Annotated in this window: 10 protein-coding genes, 1 tRNA gene and 1 riboswitch; of the genes, 4 read left to right on the top strand and 7 right to left on the bottom strand. The window is 71.6% G+C overall.

Annotation, left to right across the window (positions count from 1 at the left end):
- Window positions 1–92: 92 nt before the first annotated feature.
- Window positions 93–2,192, bottom strand: a complete 2,100-nt coding sequence (locus ABXJ52_RS17435; RefSeq protein ID WP_367043530.1) for an asparagine synthase-related protein — start codon at window positions 2,190–2,192, stop codon at window positions 93–95.
- Between the two features lie 700 nt (window positions 2,193–2,892).
- Here ABXJ52_RS17435 and ABXJ52_RS17440 point away from each other — a divergent pair.
- The 4 genes from ABXJ52_RS17440 (at window position 2,893) to ABXJ52_RS17455 (ending at window position 8,229) form a co-directional block, all read left to right on the top strand.
- A complete protein-coding gene (locus ABXJ52_RS17440; protein WP_367043531.1) occupies window positions 2,893–4,350 on the top strand; it encodes an MFS transporter in 1,458 nt (485 codons plus the stop codon).
- Between the two features lie 143 nt (window positions 4,351–4,493).
- The gene (gene lhgO, locus ABXJ52_RS17445) at window positions 4,494–5,696 is read left to right on the top strand and encodes an L-2-hydroxyglutarate oxidase (RefSeq protein ID WP_367043532.1); all 1,203 of its coding nucleotides are present in this window, start codon (window positions 4,494–4,496) and stop codon (window positions 5,694–5,696) included.
- 260 nt (window positions 5,697–5,956) lie between these two features.
- Entirely contained in the window at window positions 5,957–6,742 is a 786-nt protein-coding gene (gene trmB / locus ABXJ52_RS17450) for a tRNA (guanosine(46)-N7)-methyltransferase TrmB (protein WP_367043533.1), read from the top strand.
- Window positions 6,743–6,852: 110 nt separating this feature from the next.
- Complete coding sequence (locus tag ABXJ52_RS17455) at window positions 6,853–8,229, top strand: PrsW family glutamic-type intramembrane protease (protein ID WP_367043534.1); 1,377 nt, start codon at window positions 6,853–6,855, stop codon at window positions 8,227–8,229.
- Here the strand turns inward: ABXJ52_RS17455 and ABXJ52_RS17460 are convergent.
- From ABXJ52_RS17460 to ABXJ52_RS17485, 6 genes are all read right to left on the bottom strand, one after another.
- Window positions 8,226–9,170, bottom strand: coding sequence for an aldo/keto reductase (locus ABXJ52_RS17460; RefSeq protein ID WP_367043535.1), 945 nt, complete (start codon window positions 9,168–9,170; stop codon window positions 8,226–8,228). The genes ABXJ52_RS17455 and ABXJ52_RS17460 overlap by 4 nt on opposite strands.
- 177 nt (window positions 9,171–9,347) lie before the next feature.
- A complete protein-coding gene (locus ABXJ52_RS17465; protein ID WP_367043536.1) occupies window positions 9,348–10,412 on the bottom strand; it encodes a M23 family metallopeptidase in 1,065 nt (354 codons plus the stop codon).
- 11 nt (window positions 10,413–10,423) lie between these two features.
- Window positions 10,424–10,570, bottom strand: a riboswitch (cyclic di-AMP (ydaO/yuaA leader).
- Between the two features lie 202 nt (window positions 10,571–10,772).
- The gene (locus ABXJ52_RS17470) at window positions 10,773–11,927 is read right to left on the bottom strand and encodes a PP2C family protein-serine/threonine phosphatase (RefSeq protein ID WP_367043537.1); all 1,155 of its coding nucleotides are present in this window, start codon (window positions 11,925–11,927) and stop codon (window positions 10,773–10,775) included.
- Window positions 11,928–12,037: 110 nt separating this feature from the next.
- Window positions 12,038–12,111 (bottom strand) — tRNA-Met (locus ABXJ52_RS17475).
- Between the two features lie 75 nt (window positions 12,112–12,186).
- Complete coding sequence (locus tag ABXJ52_RS17480) at window positions 12,187–13,398, bottom strand: alginate lyase family protein (protein ID WP_367043538.1); 1,212 nt, start codon at window positions 13,396–13,398, stop codon at window positions 12,187–12,189.
- Window positions 13,399–13,465: 67 nt separating this feature from the next.
- Window positions 13,466–13,774, bottom strand: coding sequence for a hypothetical protein (locus ABXJ52_RS17485; RefSeq protein ID WP_367043539.1), 309 nt, complete (start codon window positions 13,772–13,774; stop codon window positions 13,466–13,468).
- Window positions 13,775–14,049 lie beyond the last annotated feature (275 nt).

Genomic DNA, 14,049 nt, shown 5'->3' on the forward strand with positions numbered 1-14,049 from the left:
CCCTTCCCGAAAACCCGCTGCGCGGGGGCCTTGGGCGCCGTCATCACCGGCTCCGCCGAGTTAGTCCTCAAACGCCGGACGGGCTGAACTTCCTACCGCCCCGCCCCCAGAGCCCCCCTCTGCGGCGCGACGCTCCCCGTAGGGACAGCTCTCTGCCGCGCGGGCGTGCCCGTCCAGCACGTCCCCCGGCGGGACAGCAGGCGGCGCAGCCACAGCTCCGTGGAGACCAGGTCCGCCAGGCCGTCCAGGGGCAGTGGTTCTCCCTCTGCCGCCGCCCGCAGCGCCTTGCGGACCACGCGGGCCTCCACCAGGCCCGCCTGGGCGAGCAGGGGCGTGTCGAAGAGGGACAGCAGGTCGTCCACCGCCACTCGCAGGCCCGTCCGCGCCGCCGCCTGGGACGACGCGTGGGACGGAGCGCCCCAGCCGGACGGCAGTTCGGCCACTCCGGCGCCTTCGAGGACCGTACGCAGGATCGCCGCGCGCGCCCCCGGCTGGACGCGCAGGGCGACGGGGAGTGCGCGGCAGGCCCGGACCACCTGGTTGTCCAGGAAGGGCGCGTGCAGGCGCTGGAAGCGGACCTCGGCGGCCTGTTCCAGGACGCGCAGGTCGGCCGCGTGCCGGGCGAGTGCCGCGCGGGCACGGAACTCCCCGGGGCGCTGACCGGGCCCCGCGCCGGGACGCCCGGTCATGTCCTGGAGACGAACCGATACTTCAGCGAGGGCCTCGCCCGTGAGCCACCGCGCCGCGGGCCCCGGTCTCGCCCACGCGAGAGCGGCGAGGGACGCCCCCACCGCCCCGCCCGGCTCGTCGAAGCGGCGCTGGAGGAGACGCTCGGCGAGCGAGTCGACGCCCGCGCGGTAGGACATCCGGGAGAGCTTGCGCGCGGCGCCGTACACGCGCGCGGGGACCATGACGGAGCCCGGGGAGCCGTCCGCCTTCGCCAACGCAGCGACAGGACGCACCAGATGGCGCCGTCTGCGGTCCATCAGGAGGTCGGCGAGGCGCGCCGGATGCGCGTCGAGCACCTGCCGCGCGCCATACCCCGTGAAGTGGTCCGCGCTGCCCGAGGAGAGCCGCGCACGGTGGCGCTGGGCCGTGACGAGGGTGGCGCTCGGCTCGTCCGTCAGAGGGCCGTCCAAGTCCGCGTACGGGAGGGCCTCTTCACCGGCGGCGACCACCACGTGATGCAGGCGGGGATTGGCCGCGATGGCGCCCGCACGCTCCAGCTCGGCCTCGCGGCCGTTGATCGCGAGGTCGTTGAACGTGACGGCGAGGAGCCGCTCCCCCGCGCCCGTGCCGTGCCCGAGGACCGTACCGGGCATCCCCGGGAGGCCCGCCGCGAGCAGCGCGAGCGTGCCGGACGCGGGCCCCCCGGAGAGGTCGGCGCCGATGCCGGGCACCGGCATCCCGCGCGCCGCGCGCCGTTCGGCGGGACCCATGCCGGGCACGGGCCCGGGGTCGACCTCCGAGGCTCCGGGGACGTGCCGCGGTGCGCCGAGCCGTGCGCGTACGGCCTCCACGAGGGCGTCACGGACGCCGTCCACCGCGGCGGTGGCATCGGCGGCGGGCGCGGCGACCGCGAGGGACGCCACGTGCTCGTACCCGGCGATCTCCCTGGCGCCCGCGCGCAGGATCAGCGCGTGCCCCGGTGGCACACGGCGCACGCCCTGGTAGGGCGTCGAGTCCTGCAGCGCCTCCGGCACATCGGGCGCCGCCAGGAGCGCCGCGAGGTGGCCGATGTCCAGGTGGGCCTCGATGAGGTCGGCGAGCGGCAGCGCGGCCGTCGCGTAGGCGGTGCCCGCGGCCCAGGGGGTGTAGAAGACGGGGCGCGCGCCCGCGAGGTCGCCGGCGACCATGACGCGCCGCCCGATCTGGACCACCGCGGTGTAGCTCCCGGACCACGCGGTCAGGTGCCGCAGGGCGCCGCCCCGGGCAGCGAACAGACCGACCCTGAGCTCCTCGTCGCTCGCCCCGCAGGTGCCGAGCACCGCGATGCGCGTCTGCGCGTCGGCCTGCACCGTGCGCACCTCGTCCGCGCGCCAGTCACCCACCGCCCACAGCGGATCCGGGTCACCCCAGAGGAGTTGGGAGCCCACGGGGTGAACGGTCTCGCCGTTCTCACCGGTGGCCCCGGCCGAGCCCACCACCGAAGGCTTCGCGGCAGTGCTGCTCCACCCCACCAACCACCGCATCGTTGCCTCCACAGGCTGTGGACAACCAGTGCATCGAAGAACTGGGGTCCCATGCTGCCACGAAGGAGGCGCGCGGGAGTGGCTACGGGGGTGCTCACGCTCCCGTTGATCTGCCCCGGGGGAGCGGTACTTGAAGGGCGCGACCATGCCCTATTCGTCCTGCGGGGGCGCACTGCCCCGGCCTCCAAGGAGGCGATTTTCGGCCAAATCGGCGGATGAAGCTCGCGTGCCGGAACCGTAAAAGGCAACACACAGTCCGGGAGGCGGCGTTCGCCCCCCGGACCGGTCCGCCGCCCGCGGGGATGAAGGCGGCGGTGTCCCCCAGCCCGCTGACTCCAGCGCAGCGGGCCGACCCACGCATCGTCAATGGAAGCGCTCCCCTTATGGCCGGTGAAGAGCGCACACGCAGGCGCACGGCCACACACCCGGAGCACACCTGGCCACTCACCCGCTCCCCTACCGGCAACAATCTCGCCATACGGAACTACGCCTCTTAACGCTTGGGATTCGGCGAACTACGCTGTGTGTGCTGATGTTTTCGCGGAGGCATATACCTGGGGGCTCGGCCAAATGCTCTTGCGGCCGAGGTTCCGGGCCACGGCGGTCGTAGTCGCGGACGCCGCTGCCCCTGGGGGAACGCAGCACGAATGCCGCGCGGTCAAGCCATCGCACGGCAGCCGTCTGTGTCGAGGGGTGGCGCATGTCCAGGGAGCAACGCGGGCCGAACGAAAAACTCGGCACCGTTCTCGCCCTCGCGGGAATCAGCAATGCGGGACTCGCCCGCCGGGTCAACGACCTCGGCGCACAACGCGGGTTGACGCTTCGATACGACAAGACGTCGGTGGCCCGGTGGGTGTCCAAGGGCATGGTGCCGCAGGGCGCCGCCCCGCACCTCATCGCCGCGGCCATCGGGCAGAAGCTCGGCCGCCCCGTTCCGCTGCACGAGATCGGGCTCGCCGACGCCGATCCCGCGCCTGAGGTGGGCCTCGCCTTCCCGCGCGACGTGGGCGCCGCGGTGAAGTCGGCGACCGAGCTCTACCGCCTCGACCTGGCGGGCAGGCGCGCGGGCACCGGCGGCATCTGGCAGTCGCTCGCCGGCTCCTTCGCGGTGAGCGCGTACGCGACCCCGGCCTCGCGCTGGCTGATAACCCCGGCCGACAGCTCGGTCGCCCGCGACGTCATCCTGGACGAGCCCCGCGAGCTGGTCCATCCCGATGACGGCGCGAACAGCGGGCACCCGATGAAGGTCGGCCACAGTGACGTGGTGAAACTGCGGGAGGCCGCCGAGGACGCCCGGCGCTGGGACTCCAAGTACGGGGGCGGCGACTGGCGTTCGTCGATGGTCCCGGAGTGCCTGCGGGTCGAGGCGGCGCCCCTGCTGCTCGGTTCGTACTCGGACGAGGTGGGCCGCTCGCTCTTCGGGGCGTCGGCCGAACTGACCCGCCTGGCAGGGTGGATGGCCTTCGACACCGGCCAGCAGGAGGCCGCCCAGCGGTACTACATCCAGGCCCTGCGCCTGGCCCGCGCGGCGGCCGACGTCCCCTTAGGGGGGTACGTCCTTGCTTCCATGTCCCTCCAGGCGACCTACCGCGGCTTCGGCGACGAGGGCGTCGACCTCGCGCAGGCGGCCCTGGAGCGCAACCGCGGTCTGGCCACCGCACGCACGATGAGCTTCTTCCGCCTCGTCGAGGCACGCGCACACGCGCGCGCCAACGACGCGCAGGCGGCGGGAGCCGCACTCCGGGCGGCCGAGGGCTGGCTGGAGCGGGCCAGGGAGGGTGACAACGACCCCTCATGGCTCGGTTTCTACGGATACGACCGCTTCGCGGCGGACGCCGCCGAGTGCTATCGCGACCTCAAGGCACCCCGCCAGGTGCGGCGCTTCACGGAGCAGGCGCTGTCCCGGCCGACGGAGGAGTACGTGCGCTCGCACGGCCTGCGGCTCGTGGTGTCGGCGGTCGCGGAGCTGGAGTCGGGGAACCTCGACGCGGCCTGCGAACAGGGCACACGCGCCCTGGAGGTCGCGGGACGCATCTCGTCCGCGCGGACCACGGAGTACGTGAAGGACCTGCTGCACCGCCTGGAGCCGTACGGGGACGAGCCGCGGGTGGTGGAGCTGCGCGAGCGGGCCCGGCCGCTGCTCGTGGCCCCCGCGTAGCCCGCCCCCTCCATGCTCCACGGGCCTCCGCGCACCGCCGGATCGGCAACGGCATTTACGCCCCTTGTAACCCTGCGGTCCTCGCCGGGTTTGAGGGCGTTGTCAGTGGCGCAGTGCACTATCGGGGTGGGAGGTGATGCGGGATGGTCCGAGCCGTGGCGTACGACTGCGATGTGCTGGTGATCGGCGGCGGGATCGTCGGTCTGTCGACGGCGTATGCCATCACGCGCGCGGCGCCGGGGACGCGGGTCACCGTCCTGGAGAAGGAGTCCGGCCCCGCGAGGCACCAGACGGGCCGCAACAGCGGGGTGATCCACAGCGGGATCTACTACCGCCCCGGCTCCCTGAAGGCGCGGTACGCGGTGCGGGGCGCCGCCGAGATGGTCAAGTTCTGCGCGGAGTACGGCATCGCGCACGAGGTCACCGGCAAGCTCATCGTCGCCACGGAGCGCTCCGAGCTGCCCCGCCTGCACGCACTCGTCCAGCGCGGCAGGGAGAACGGCATTCCGGTGCGGGAGCTGGGCCCCGCCCAGATCGCGGAGTACGAACCGGAGGTGCGGGGCCTCGCCGCGATCCAGGTCGGCACGACGGGGATCTGTGACTACGGCTCGGTGGCGGAGCACCTGGCGGACGCCTCCGGGGCGGATGTGCGGTACGGGGCGGAGGTCGTCCGCATCGACCGGCGCGCGACGCTCGGGGTGGCCGTCCGCACGGCCGACGGCTCGGTGGTGCGGGGAAAGGTCCTGGTCAACTGCGCGGGACTGCACTGCGACCGGGTGGCGATGCTGGCCGGTGACGACCCCGGGATGCGGATCGTGCCCTTCCGGGGGGAGTACTTCGACCTGGCGCGGCCCGATCTGGTGCGGGGCCTGGTGTATCCGGTCCCGGACCCGGCCTTCCCCTTCCTCGGGGTGCATCTGACGCGGGGCATCGGCGGCGGGGTCCACGTGGGTCCGAACGCCGTGCCGGCGCTGGCCCGCGAGGGGTACGGCTGGGGTGTGGTGCGGCCACTGGAGGTGGCGGGCACGCTGGGCTGGCCGGGGGCCTGGCGGATGGCCTCGCGGCACTGGCGGTACGGGGCGGGGGAGCTGCGGCGCTCCTTCTCCAAGGAGGCGTTCACCACGGCCGTGCGGAGGCTGCTGCCCGCGGTGACCTCGGATGATCTTGTGCCGGTGGCGGCGGGGGTGCGGGCGCAGGCCGTCTTGCGTGACGGGACGCTGGTGGACGATTTCCTCATCCGGGAGGGTGCGCGTGCCGTGCACGTCCTGAACGCCCCTTCGCCTGCGGCGACGGCCTCGCTCCCTATCGGGCGGGCGGTGGCTCGGCGGGTGCTGGCGCTGCTGTAGGGGCGGGCCCTGCGGGGCATTCCCCAATCCCGCCCCTTCCCGAAACTGGGGGCTCCGCCCCCAGACCCCCGCTCCTCAAACGCCGGAGGGGCTAATTTTCCCGCCCACCCACCCGATTGCCCCGCAGCGGAATTCGTTCTCAGCCCGTCCGGCGTTTGAGGACGAACTCGGCGGAGCCGGTGATGACGGCCACCGAGGCCCTCGCGCCGAGCGAGTTTTCGGGAAGGGGTGGGGTTGGGGACAGATAAAATCCCCCCACTGTGTCTGACTCACCCACCACCCCCAGCGCCCCCCGCCCGAAGGGCGAGCCCCGCTTCCCCGACGGGCCCTCGCCCGACCCCGCGGGCTCACACTTCGAGCGAAGGATCCGCAGCTTCCAGCCCCGCAGGAGCCGCGTCACCACAAGCCAGGCGGACGCGCTCCAGCGGCTGTGGCCCAAGTGGGGCCTGGACATCGACGGACAGCGCATGCTCGACCTCGTCGAGCTGTTCGGCACCGAGCAAGCCGAGCTCCCCGTCGTACTGGAGATCGGCTTCGGCATGGGCGAGGCCACCGCCCAGATGGCCGCCGACGACCCCGACACCGGCATCCTCGCCGTGGACGTGCACACCCCGGGCCAGGGAAACCTCCTCGGCCTCGCCGAGCGGAACAACCTCACCAACATCCGCGTCGCGAACGGCGACGCCGTCATCCTGCTCCGCGAAATGCTCCCGCCCGGCTCCCTCGACGGCCTCCGCGTCTACTTCCCCGACCCCTGGCCCAAGGCCCGCCACCACAAGCGCCGCATCATCCAGCCCGACTTCCTCGACCTCGCCGCACCCCGCCTCAAGCCCGGCGCCCTGCTGCACTGCGCGACCGACTGGGAGCCGTACGCCGAGCAGATGCTGGACGTGCTCACCGCGCACCCCGCGTTCGAGAACACCCAGCCCGACGGCGGGTACGCGCCCCGCCCCTCCTTCCGCCCCCTCACCCGCTTCGAGGGCCAGGGCCTGGACAAGGGACACGTCGTCCACGACCTGCTGTTCCGCCGGACATCCGGCAGGTAAGGCCGAGACGCCCGACAGCAGGACTGAGATACCCGGCCAGGACTGAGATACCGGCCACCTGGCCCGAGGCACCGTCGCGGCCCACCCCCGTCCCTCGTTAGGGTCAACGGGTGGCCACCCCTTCTCCGCTCCCGCACCCGACGCCCCCCGCAGGGCCCGCCGGGCTGCGGCACGCGCGCTGGTGGCAACGCCGGGCGATACGCGCGGCCGCCCTGGTCACCCTGCTCGCCCTGTCGGGCCTCGTCATCCTGGCCCTGGTCAGGGAACAGACCGGCACCGAAGGCTTCCTGGTCGGGCTCGGCCTCGCGACGCTGCCCGTGCCGCTCCTGGTGGCCGCCTTCCGCTGGCTGCAACGGGTCCAGCCGGGCCCCTGGCGGAATCTGCTCTTCGCCTTCGCCTGGGGGGCCTGCGCCGCCGCCCTCATAGCCATCGTCGCGAACAGCTTCGCGACCCGCTGGATAGCCACCGCCACGGCTGACCCCACCAGCGCGGACACCCTCGGCGCCACGGTCATAGCGCCGATCGTCGAGGAGAGCGCGAAAGCAGCGGCCGTCCTGCTCGTCTTCCTCTTCCGCAGACGCGAGTTCACCGGCATCGTCGACGGCGTGGTGATCGCCGGAGTGACCGCGACCGGCTTCGCGTTCACCGAGAACATCCTTTATCTCGGCAGCGCCTTCGGCGCCGACCAGCTCAACGGCGGCACCGGGCTCGCGTCCGTGACGGCGGCGACCTTCTTCGTGCGCGTCGTGATGTCGCCCTTCGCGCACCCGCTGTTCACGGTGCTCACCGGCATCGGCTTCGGTGTCGCCGCCCTCAGCGCCGACCGGCAGAACTGGCGCCGCGTCGTGCTCCCCCTCGGCGGACTGCTCCTCGCGATGGGCCTGCACGCCCTGTGGAACGGCTCGGCCGGCTTCGGGGACTACGGCTTCTTCGCCGTGTACGCGACGTTCATGCTCCCCGCGTTCGGACTGCTCACCTGGCTGGTGATCTGGATCAGGCAGCGCGGCCTGCGCATCGTGCGCGCCGAACTGCCCGCGTACGCCATCGCCGGCTGGCTCACCGCGCCCGAGCCCTACGCCCTCGGCACGATGCGCGCCCGCACCCTCGCCCGCGACTACGCCTCGTACACCCAGGGCAAGGCGGCGGCGCGCACGGTCGCGCAGTACGAGACGTACGCGACGTCTCTCGCGCTCCTGCGCCACCGCGGGCGCCGGGGCAAGGCGGGCGCCGACTTCGTCGTGCGGGAGCGGGAGTTGCTGCACGCGCTGTGGGAGCGCCGCGAGGCCGCCCGGCCCGCCCTGGCCTACGCGGCGCAGGCGACGGCACCGGTGCTCGTACCGATGCCGCCTCCCTACGGATACCGGCAGCCACACGGACACCAGCAGCCGTACGGATACCAACAGCCCCACCCCCAGCAGCACCCGTACGGATATCCGTACGCCCAGCCGGCGATGCCCTACCCCGCGTACAACCCCTATCGCGGCTAGGCGGAAGCCGCCGTGAGCGCCGAGACCTCGGCCTCCGTCAGTTCGAGCTCTCCCACCGCGAGCAGCGCGGGCAGCTGTTCGACCGTACGGGCCGAGGCGATCGGCGCCGCCACCGTCGGCTGCGCGGCGAGCCACGCGAGGGCCACGGTCGCGAGCTCGGCGCCGCGCGCCTGGGCGATCTCGTCGAGGGCGGCGAGCACGCGCAGACCACGGTCGGTGTCCAGGTGCTTGCCCGCGCCCTCGGCCCGCGCGCTGTCGACCTGCGCTCCCGGGCGGTACTTGCCGGTCAGGAAGCCGGAGGCGAGCGCGTAGTACGGGACGGCGGCCAGGCCGGAGCGCGAGGCGACCTGCTCCAGCGGGCCCTCGTACGTGTCGCGCGAGACGAGGTTGTAGTGCGGCTGAAGGACGGAGTAGCGCGCGAGGCCCTCGCGGTCGGAGAAGTCGAGGAACTCCTGGAGCCGCTCGGGGGTCACGTTCGACGCGGCGATGGCGCGCACCTTGCCGGACGTCACCAGCTCGTCGAGGGCGCCGATGATCTCCTCGACGGAGACGGCCGGGTCGTCGTAGTGCGTGTAGAAGAGGTCGATGTAGTCGGTGCGCAGGCGGCGCAGCGACTCCTCGACTCCGGACTTGATGGTCTTCGCGGACAGGCCCTTGTAGTCGGGGTGTGCGCCGACCTTGGTGGCGAGCACGACGTCGGAGCGGTTGCCGCGCGCGGCGAGCCAGTTGCCGATGACCGTCTCGGACTCGCCGCCCTCGTTGCCGGGCACCCAGGCCGAGTAGACGTCGGCGGTGTCGACGAAGTTGCCGCCCGCGGCGGTGTACGCGTCGAGCACGGAGAAGGACTGCGCCTCGTCGGCCGTCCAGCCGAAGACGTTGCCGCCCAGGGCGAGCGGGAAGACCTCGAGGTCGGACGAGCCAAGCTTGCGGAGAGAAGTCATACGGGGCTCAACGCCTGTACGGACCACGGAATTCCGCCCACCGGGACGCCGATTCCATCCGTGCACGGGCAGCGGGCACGCCGAACCGGCAGCCCTGACGTCGGGGGGTTGTCGCCAGGACCGCCGGGGTTCCGGATTACCTCAGAGAGATCAGAGGGATCAGAGGGGTCAGAGGAATCAGAGGGACTGGCCCTTGCCGCGCAGCCACGCCGCCGGGTCGACCCCGGTGGCGTCGCCGCCCGGGTGGACCTCCATGTGGAGGTGCGCGCCGGTGACGTTGCCGGTGGCTCCGACACGGCCGATGGTCTCGCCGGTGGTGACCTTCTGGCCCGCGCTGACGTTCATCGAGGACTGGTGGCAGAACCAGACCTCGGTGCCGTCGTCGAGTTCGAGGACCGTGCGGTAGCCGTACGCCCCCGCCCAGCCGGCCTCCTTGATGGTGCCGGAGTGGACGGCCTTGATGGGCGTGCCCGTCGGAGCCGCGAAGTCCAGGCCGGTGTGGTAGCCGGAGGACCACATGGAGCCGGGCTGACCGAAGGTACCGGTGAGCGTGTACGAGGCGACGGGAAGGGTGTAGCTCTTCGCGAGCTTGGCCAGGCGCTCCGCCTCGGCCTTCTTCTTCGCGGCTGCCTTCTCGGCGGCGATCTTCTTCTCGGCCGCGGTCTGCTTGGCGGCGGCCTGCGCGGCGGCCTCCTTGACGGCAGCCTCTTCGGCCGCCTTCTGGACCGCGTCGTCCGCCTGGTCCTGCTGGTTCTCGGCCTGCTCCATGATGCGGGCCCGCAGTGCCTCGCCCGCGTCCGTGGTGCCCTGCTCGGCGTCGGTGGTGCTGACACCGGCGGCGCTGAGAGGCGCTGCGGCCACGGCCACGTTCTGGCCCGCGGCGGCGGAGTCGTCGGAGCCATCGGATATCAAGGCCCCCACGCCCGGAAGCGACTTGGCCTCCGGCAGCGAGTCCGTGACGGCCGAGACGTCCGGCATCTCGATGGCCACCGGGGGCTTGCCGCCCTGCGCGGTGGCCATGCCGCCCGCGCCGACGGCGGCGATGACGCCTACGCCGAGAACCGTGGAGCTGCGGGCGAGCCCGCCGCCGCCCCGCTTGTGGACGCGGTGCCTGCCGCGGACGGGACGGATGGACTCCTCGGTGGGGTTCCATTCCTCCCAGGAAGAATCATCGTCGTACCCACCGAAATCGTCATCATTCGGTACGTACACGCCTTGGGGGGCAGGGCGGTTGGACGCCACTGGGGCGCACTCCTTTCCTTCCTTCTCGCCTACCGGGTTAGCTGACGGGTTCGGAGCAGGAAGGTCTCCTACGAACATCTGGCACGGATGCACAGATGCCCGATTCACCCCAATTAGTGGTTCCCCGGCTCCCTTTCGGGATTAGGCGCGTGCGCACGGAGCCGACTCGAGTGACGGCTGGGACGACCGCGCTGCGTTATCGAACGTTAATAGACAGCAGGGCCGTATTCCAAGCTGTTCCGGCTGATCGTTAGCGGCTTCGGCCCGTACTTATCGGGACACCGGGGTCCGGAACGGGGCGAGTTGCCCTCACTTCTTCACACACCGGAGCTTCACATTTCCTTGACAGTGCGTCAGTTGTTATGCGGAGTGGTGTCCTTCGGTCACGGCTGGTGACATCGGCCGCCGCACCGCGAGCAGCGCCATGTCGTCGGTCCCTCCGCCGCCGGTGTGCCGCCGCACTTCCTCGACGAGTGTCGCCAGGAGCGCGTCGGGGCCGTGCGGCCCCGGGAAGATCCGGCCGCCGAGCCGAGCGGCGGGGTTGTAGAACTCGCCGCGGGCGTCACGCGCCTCGGAGAGCCCGTCGGTGTAGAGCAGCAGCATCGCCCCCGGCGGGAACTCCGTCTCGTCCGCGCGGTCCGGCCAGGCGCCCAGTTCTCCCATACCGAGCGGCAGCGCGGGCTCGGTGGCGGACAGGACGCACAGCCGGCCGTCACCGCGCAGGAGCAGCGGCCCCGGGTGCCCGCGGTTGATCAGGCGCACCAGACCGTCGCCGTGCGGGATCTCGGCGAGCACGGCGGTGGTGAACCCCTCGAAGGCGTCGAGCCCGTCGCGCCGCGTGCCCTCCCGCGCGAGTGCGCGCTCCAGGCGCTGTGCCACGGCTTCCAGCGTCGCCTCCTGCTCGGCGGCCTCCCGGAACGCCCCGATCACGACGGCGACGGCCGCCACCGCGCCCATGCCCTTTCCCCGCACGTCGCCGACGATGACGCGTACGCCGTGCGGTGTGTCCTGCACGGCGTACAGGTCACCGCCGATGAAGGCGTCGGCCTCCGCCGCCTCGTACCGCGCCGCGACGTCGAGACCGCCGATCCGTGGGTCCGGCTGCGGCAGTACGGCGCGCTGGGCGACCTCGGCGATGGAGCGGGCGGAGGCGAGCTGCTTGTCGCTGCGGCGCACGACGCGGTTGATGACGACGGCGAGGACGGCGACGGTCGCCACCGTGATCAGTTCGGTGACGGCCTCGACGTCGGTGGTGGTGCTGGTCTTGAAGTGCAGGGCGAGCACCGCGGCGCAGGAGCCGACGCCGATGAGGGCGGTGCTGATCAGCGAGTAGAAGGGCGCCGCGACGAGCGGGGCGGCCGTGAAGAGGGGCACGGCGGTGAACCTGGGCGGGGTCGACGCGTCGTAGACGATCCCGACGACGATGAGCAGCAGGGGGAGAGCCCGCACGAGCGCCCGCTCGTGCCGGACATCGGGACGCTTACCGCCCCCGCCGTTTCCTCCTCGCTGCCCCACTCACTCAGGGTTCCCGGCGCGGCGGCTCGGGGCGACCGGTGTGGGCCGAGCGGGTCATGAAAAGACCGAAGGCCCGGATCCATTTCTGGATCCGGGCCTTCGGTTTTTAGTAGCGGGGACAGGATTTGAACCTGCGACCTCTGGGTTATGAGCCCAGCGAGCTACCGAGCTGCTCCACCCCGCGCCGTTGAATGCAACTCTACGCCATCAGAGGGAGTGAAAGCGAACCGGCTGCGCGGCGGTCGCTCACCCAGCCCGCTCAGGCGTTCTCCGCGTGCGTCAGCGTCTCCCAGGCGACGAACAGGTCGTCCGTCCCCTCGGGCCGCTGCTCGACCGTGAGCCTCTGCGTCTGGGGCAGGTCCAGCTTCAGCCGCTCGCGCAGGTGGTTGAGGCCGACCTCCGTGTCGGGCCCCATGTCACGCTGCACCCGGCCGCCGCACAGCCAGTCGGGCGCCTTGGCGCCCAGCTGGTACGTGGAGTGGAATTCCAGCGCGGCCCGTAGCCGCTCCTTGACCTCGCCGTACAGGTCGACGCCCTGATGCCAGGCGGTCTCCGCGATGTGCGCGGTGGCCGCGAGCGAGTAGCTGGCGTGCTTGAAGTTCCGGCACGTCTCCTGGGAGAGCCCGTCGGCGAAGGTCTTCTGCCCGAACCAGTACTTCTGGAGCTTCTCCGGAGTGTTGATGCCGCTGCCCGCGGGCGAGACGGGAAGCGGGCCGTCCGACTCCAGGTAGAAGTAGGCGGGCACCCGGGTCCTGAAGTGCGTCACCGCCTTCTCGAAGGACTCGTGGTCGTCGAGGAAGACCGCCATGCTGATGGTCGCGTCCGCCATCAGGAGATCCCAGTTGCCGTTGAAATCGACGGCGCCTTCGCGCACTTGGGGCAGATAGGCGTTGCGCAGCATCCGCTCGAAGCGCAGGAGTTCGCCGTCGGTCCAGCCGTCGTAGGTGTAACGCACGGCTTCGGCGGCGCGTGCCCACGAGGAGGCTGCCCAGGCCGTCTGGAGGCCCGCGTTCGCCTCGGTGTGCCGGGTGATCACCCGCGCCCAGGCGTCCATGATCTGCACGGCCTTCCGGGCGTGCGCGCGGTCGCCGGTGACGTTGAAGAGCAGGGCCTGCGTGTACGCGGCGATGGCGTCCTCGCGCTCTTCGACGCAGCCCCGGCCGGCGCGGGCCCCGGGCGGGCACTCGACGACGGCGTACGGCTTGGCCTGGTAGTCGTCCGCGCCGTACTTGCTGTCCCGCATCCGCTCGAACGCCGTCAGCCAGGGCTGCTCGCGCGCCGCGACATGGGCGCGCACGCGGTCCAGCTGCGCCTTGCTGACGAGGACTCCGGGGTGCGCGAAGGCCAACTCCGCGGGCCGCGCCCGCGCGGTCGCCTCACCGGTCCCGCTACCGGACCCACCACAGGCCGCCGAGACTCCGACGAGCAACGGCACCAGCACCATCACGAGAGCCCGTCGTACGGAACCCATGCTGAACCTCCGGATCGGCCACCTGGCAGGCTCAGCGTCACTCGGGTCCCACGGGGGCGCAAACCGGTCACTCCTGCCAATCGAGCTGATTCACTCCCTCAATGTCTCCTCGGGAGAGCTTGAGGAGGGTTTCGACGACCTCGTCCCAGGATTCGAGCGTGACGCGACGAGGAGTGACCGAGGAATCCTCGACGTTTTCCCACCACAGCGTCCGGTCTGCGAAAACACTGAGGCACCATCCCACCTCGTGCTGCAGCGAAACGTCTGTGTGTTCGTCATCAGCCGCCGTTTCCAGACTTGCGACGAGGCCCCGAATTTGCTTCTCACTGGGATCGTCAATGTCTGACCCCATGACATCGCGCACAAAAAAGGACACCAATTCACCTTCTGCGTCGGTTTGGAGGATGTCCAGGGGGTATCGCCCACTTCGCCTCCGCCTCCCACTCCTCGTGCAGACCCTTGGTGAGCTTGGCGATGCCCTGGGTGGTCCGTGGCCAGCCCAGCCCCCGAAAACGAAGCAGCGCCCGAGCCGACTGAAGCCGACCCGGACGCTGCGTAGCAGGCCCTCGCAGTTCAAAGGCTATGTCCAGTCCATCCGGGGCAGTCTCGGGGAGCGCGCGAGGGGCCGGTCCAAGGCGGTCCGCTCCCGCA

This window comes from Streptomyces sp. Je 1-332, from assembly GCF_040730185.1.
Classification (GTDB): Bacteria; Actinomycetota; Actinomycetes; order Streptomycetales; family Streptomycetaceae; genus Streptomyces.

Coding starts and splice junctions, on each gene's coding strand:
- ABXJ52_RS17480 (WP_367043538.1), bottom strand. CDS start 13,398: ATGGGTTCCGTACGACGGGCTCTCGTGATGGTGCTGGTGCCGTTGCTC.
- ABXJ52_RS17435 (WP_367043530.1), bottom strand. CDS start 2,192: ATGCGGTGGTTGGTGGGGTGGAGCAGCACTGCCGCGAAGCCTTCGGTG.
- ABXJ52_RS17460 (WP_367043535.1), bottom strand. CDS start 9,170: ATGACTTCTCTCCGCAAGCTTGGCTCGTCCGACCTCGAGGTCTTCCCG.
- ABXJ52_RS17440 (WP_367043531.1), top strand. CDS start 2,893: ATGTCCAGGGAGCAACGCGGGCCGAACGAAAAACTCGGCACCGTTCTC.
- lhgO (WP_367043532.1), top strand. CDS start 4,494: ATGGTCCGAGCCGTGGCGTACGACTGCGATGTGCTGGTGATCGGCGGC.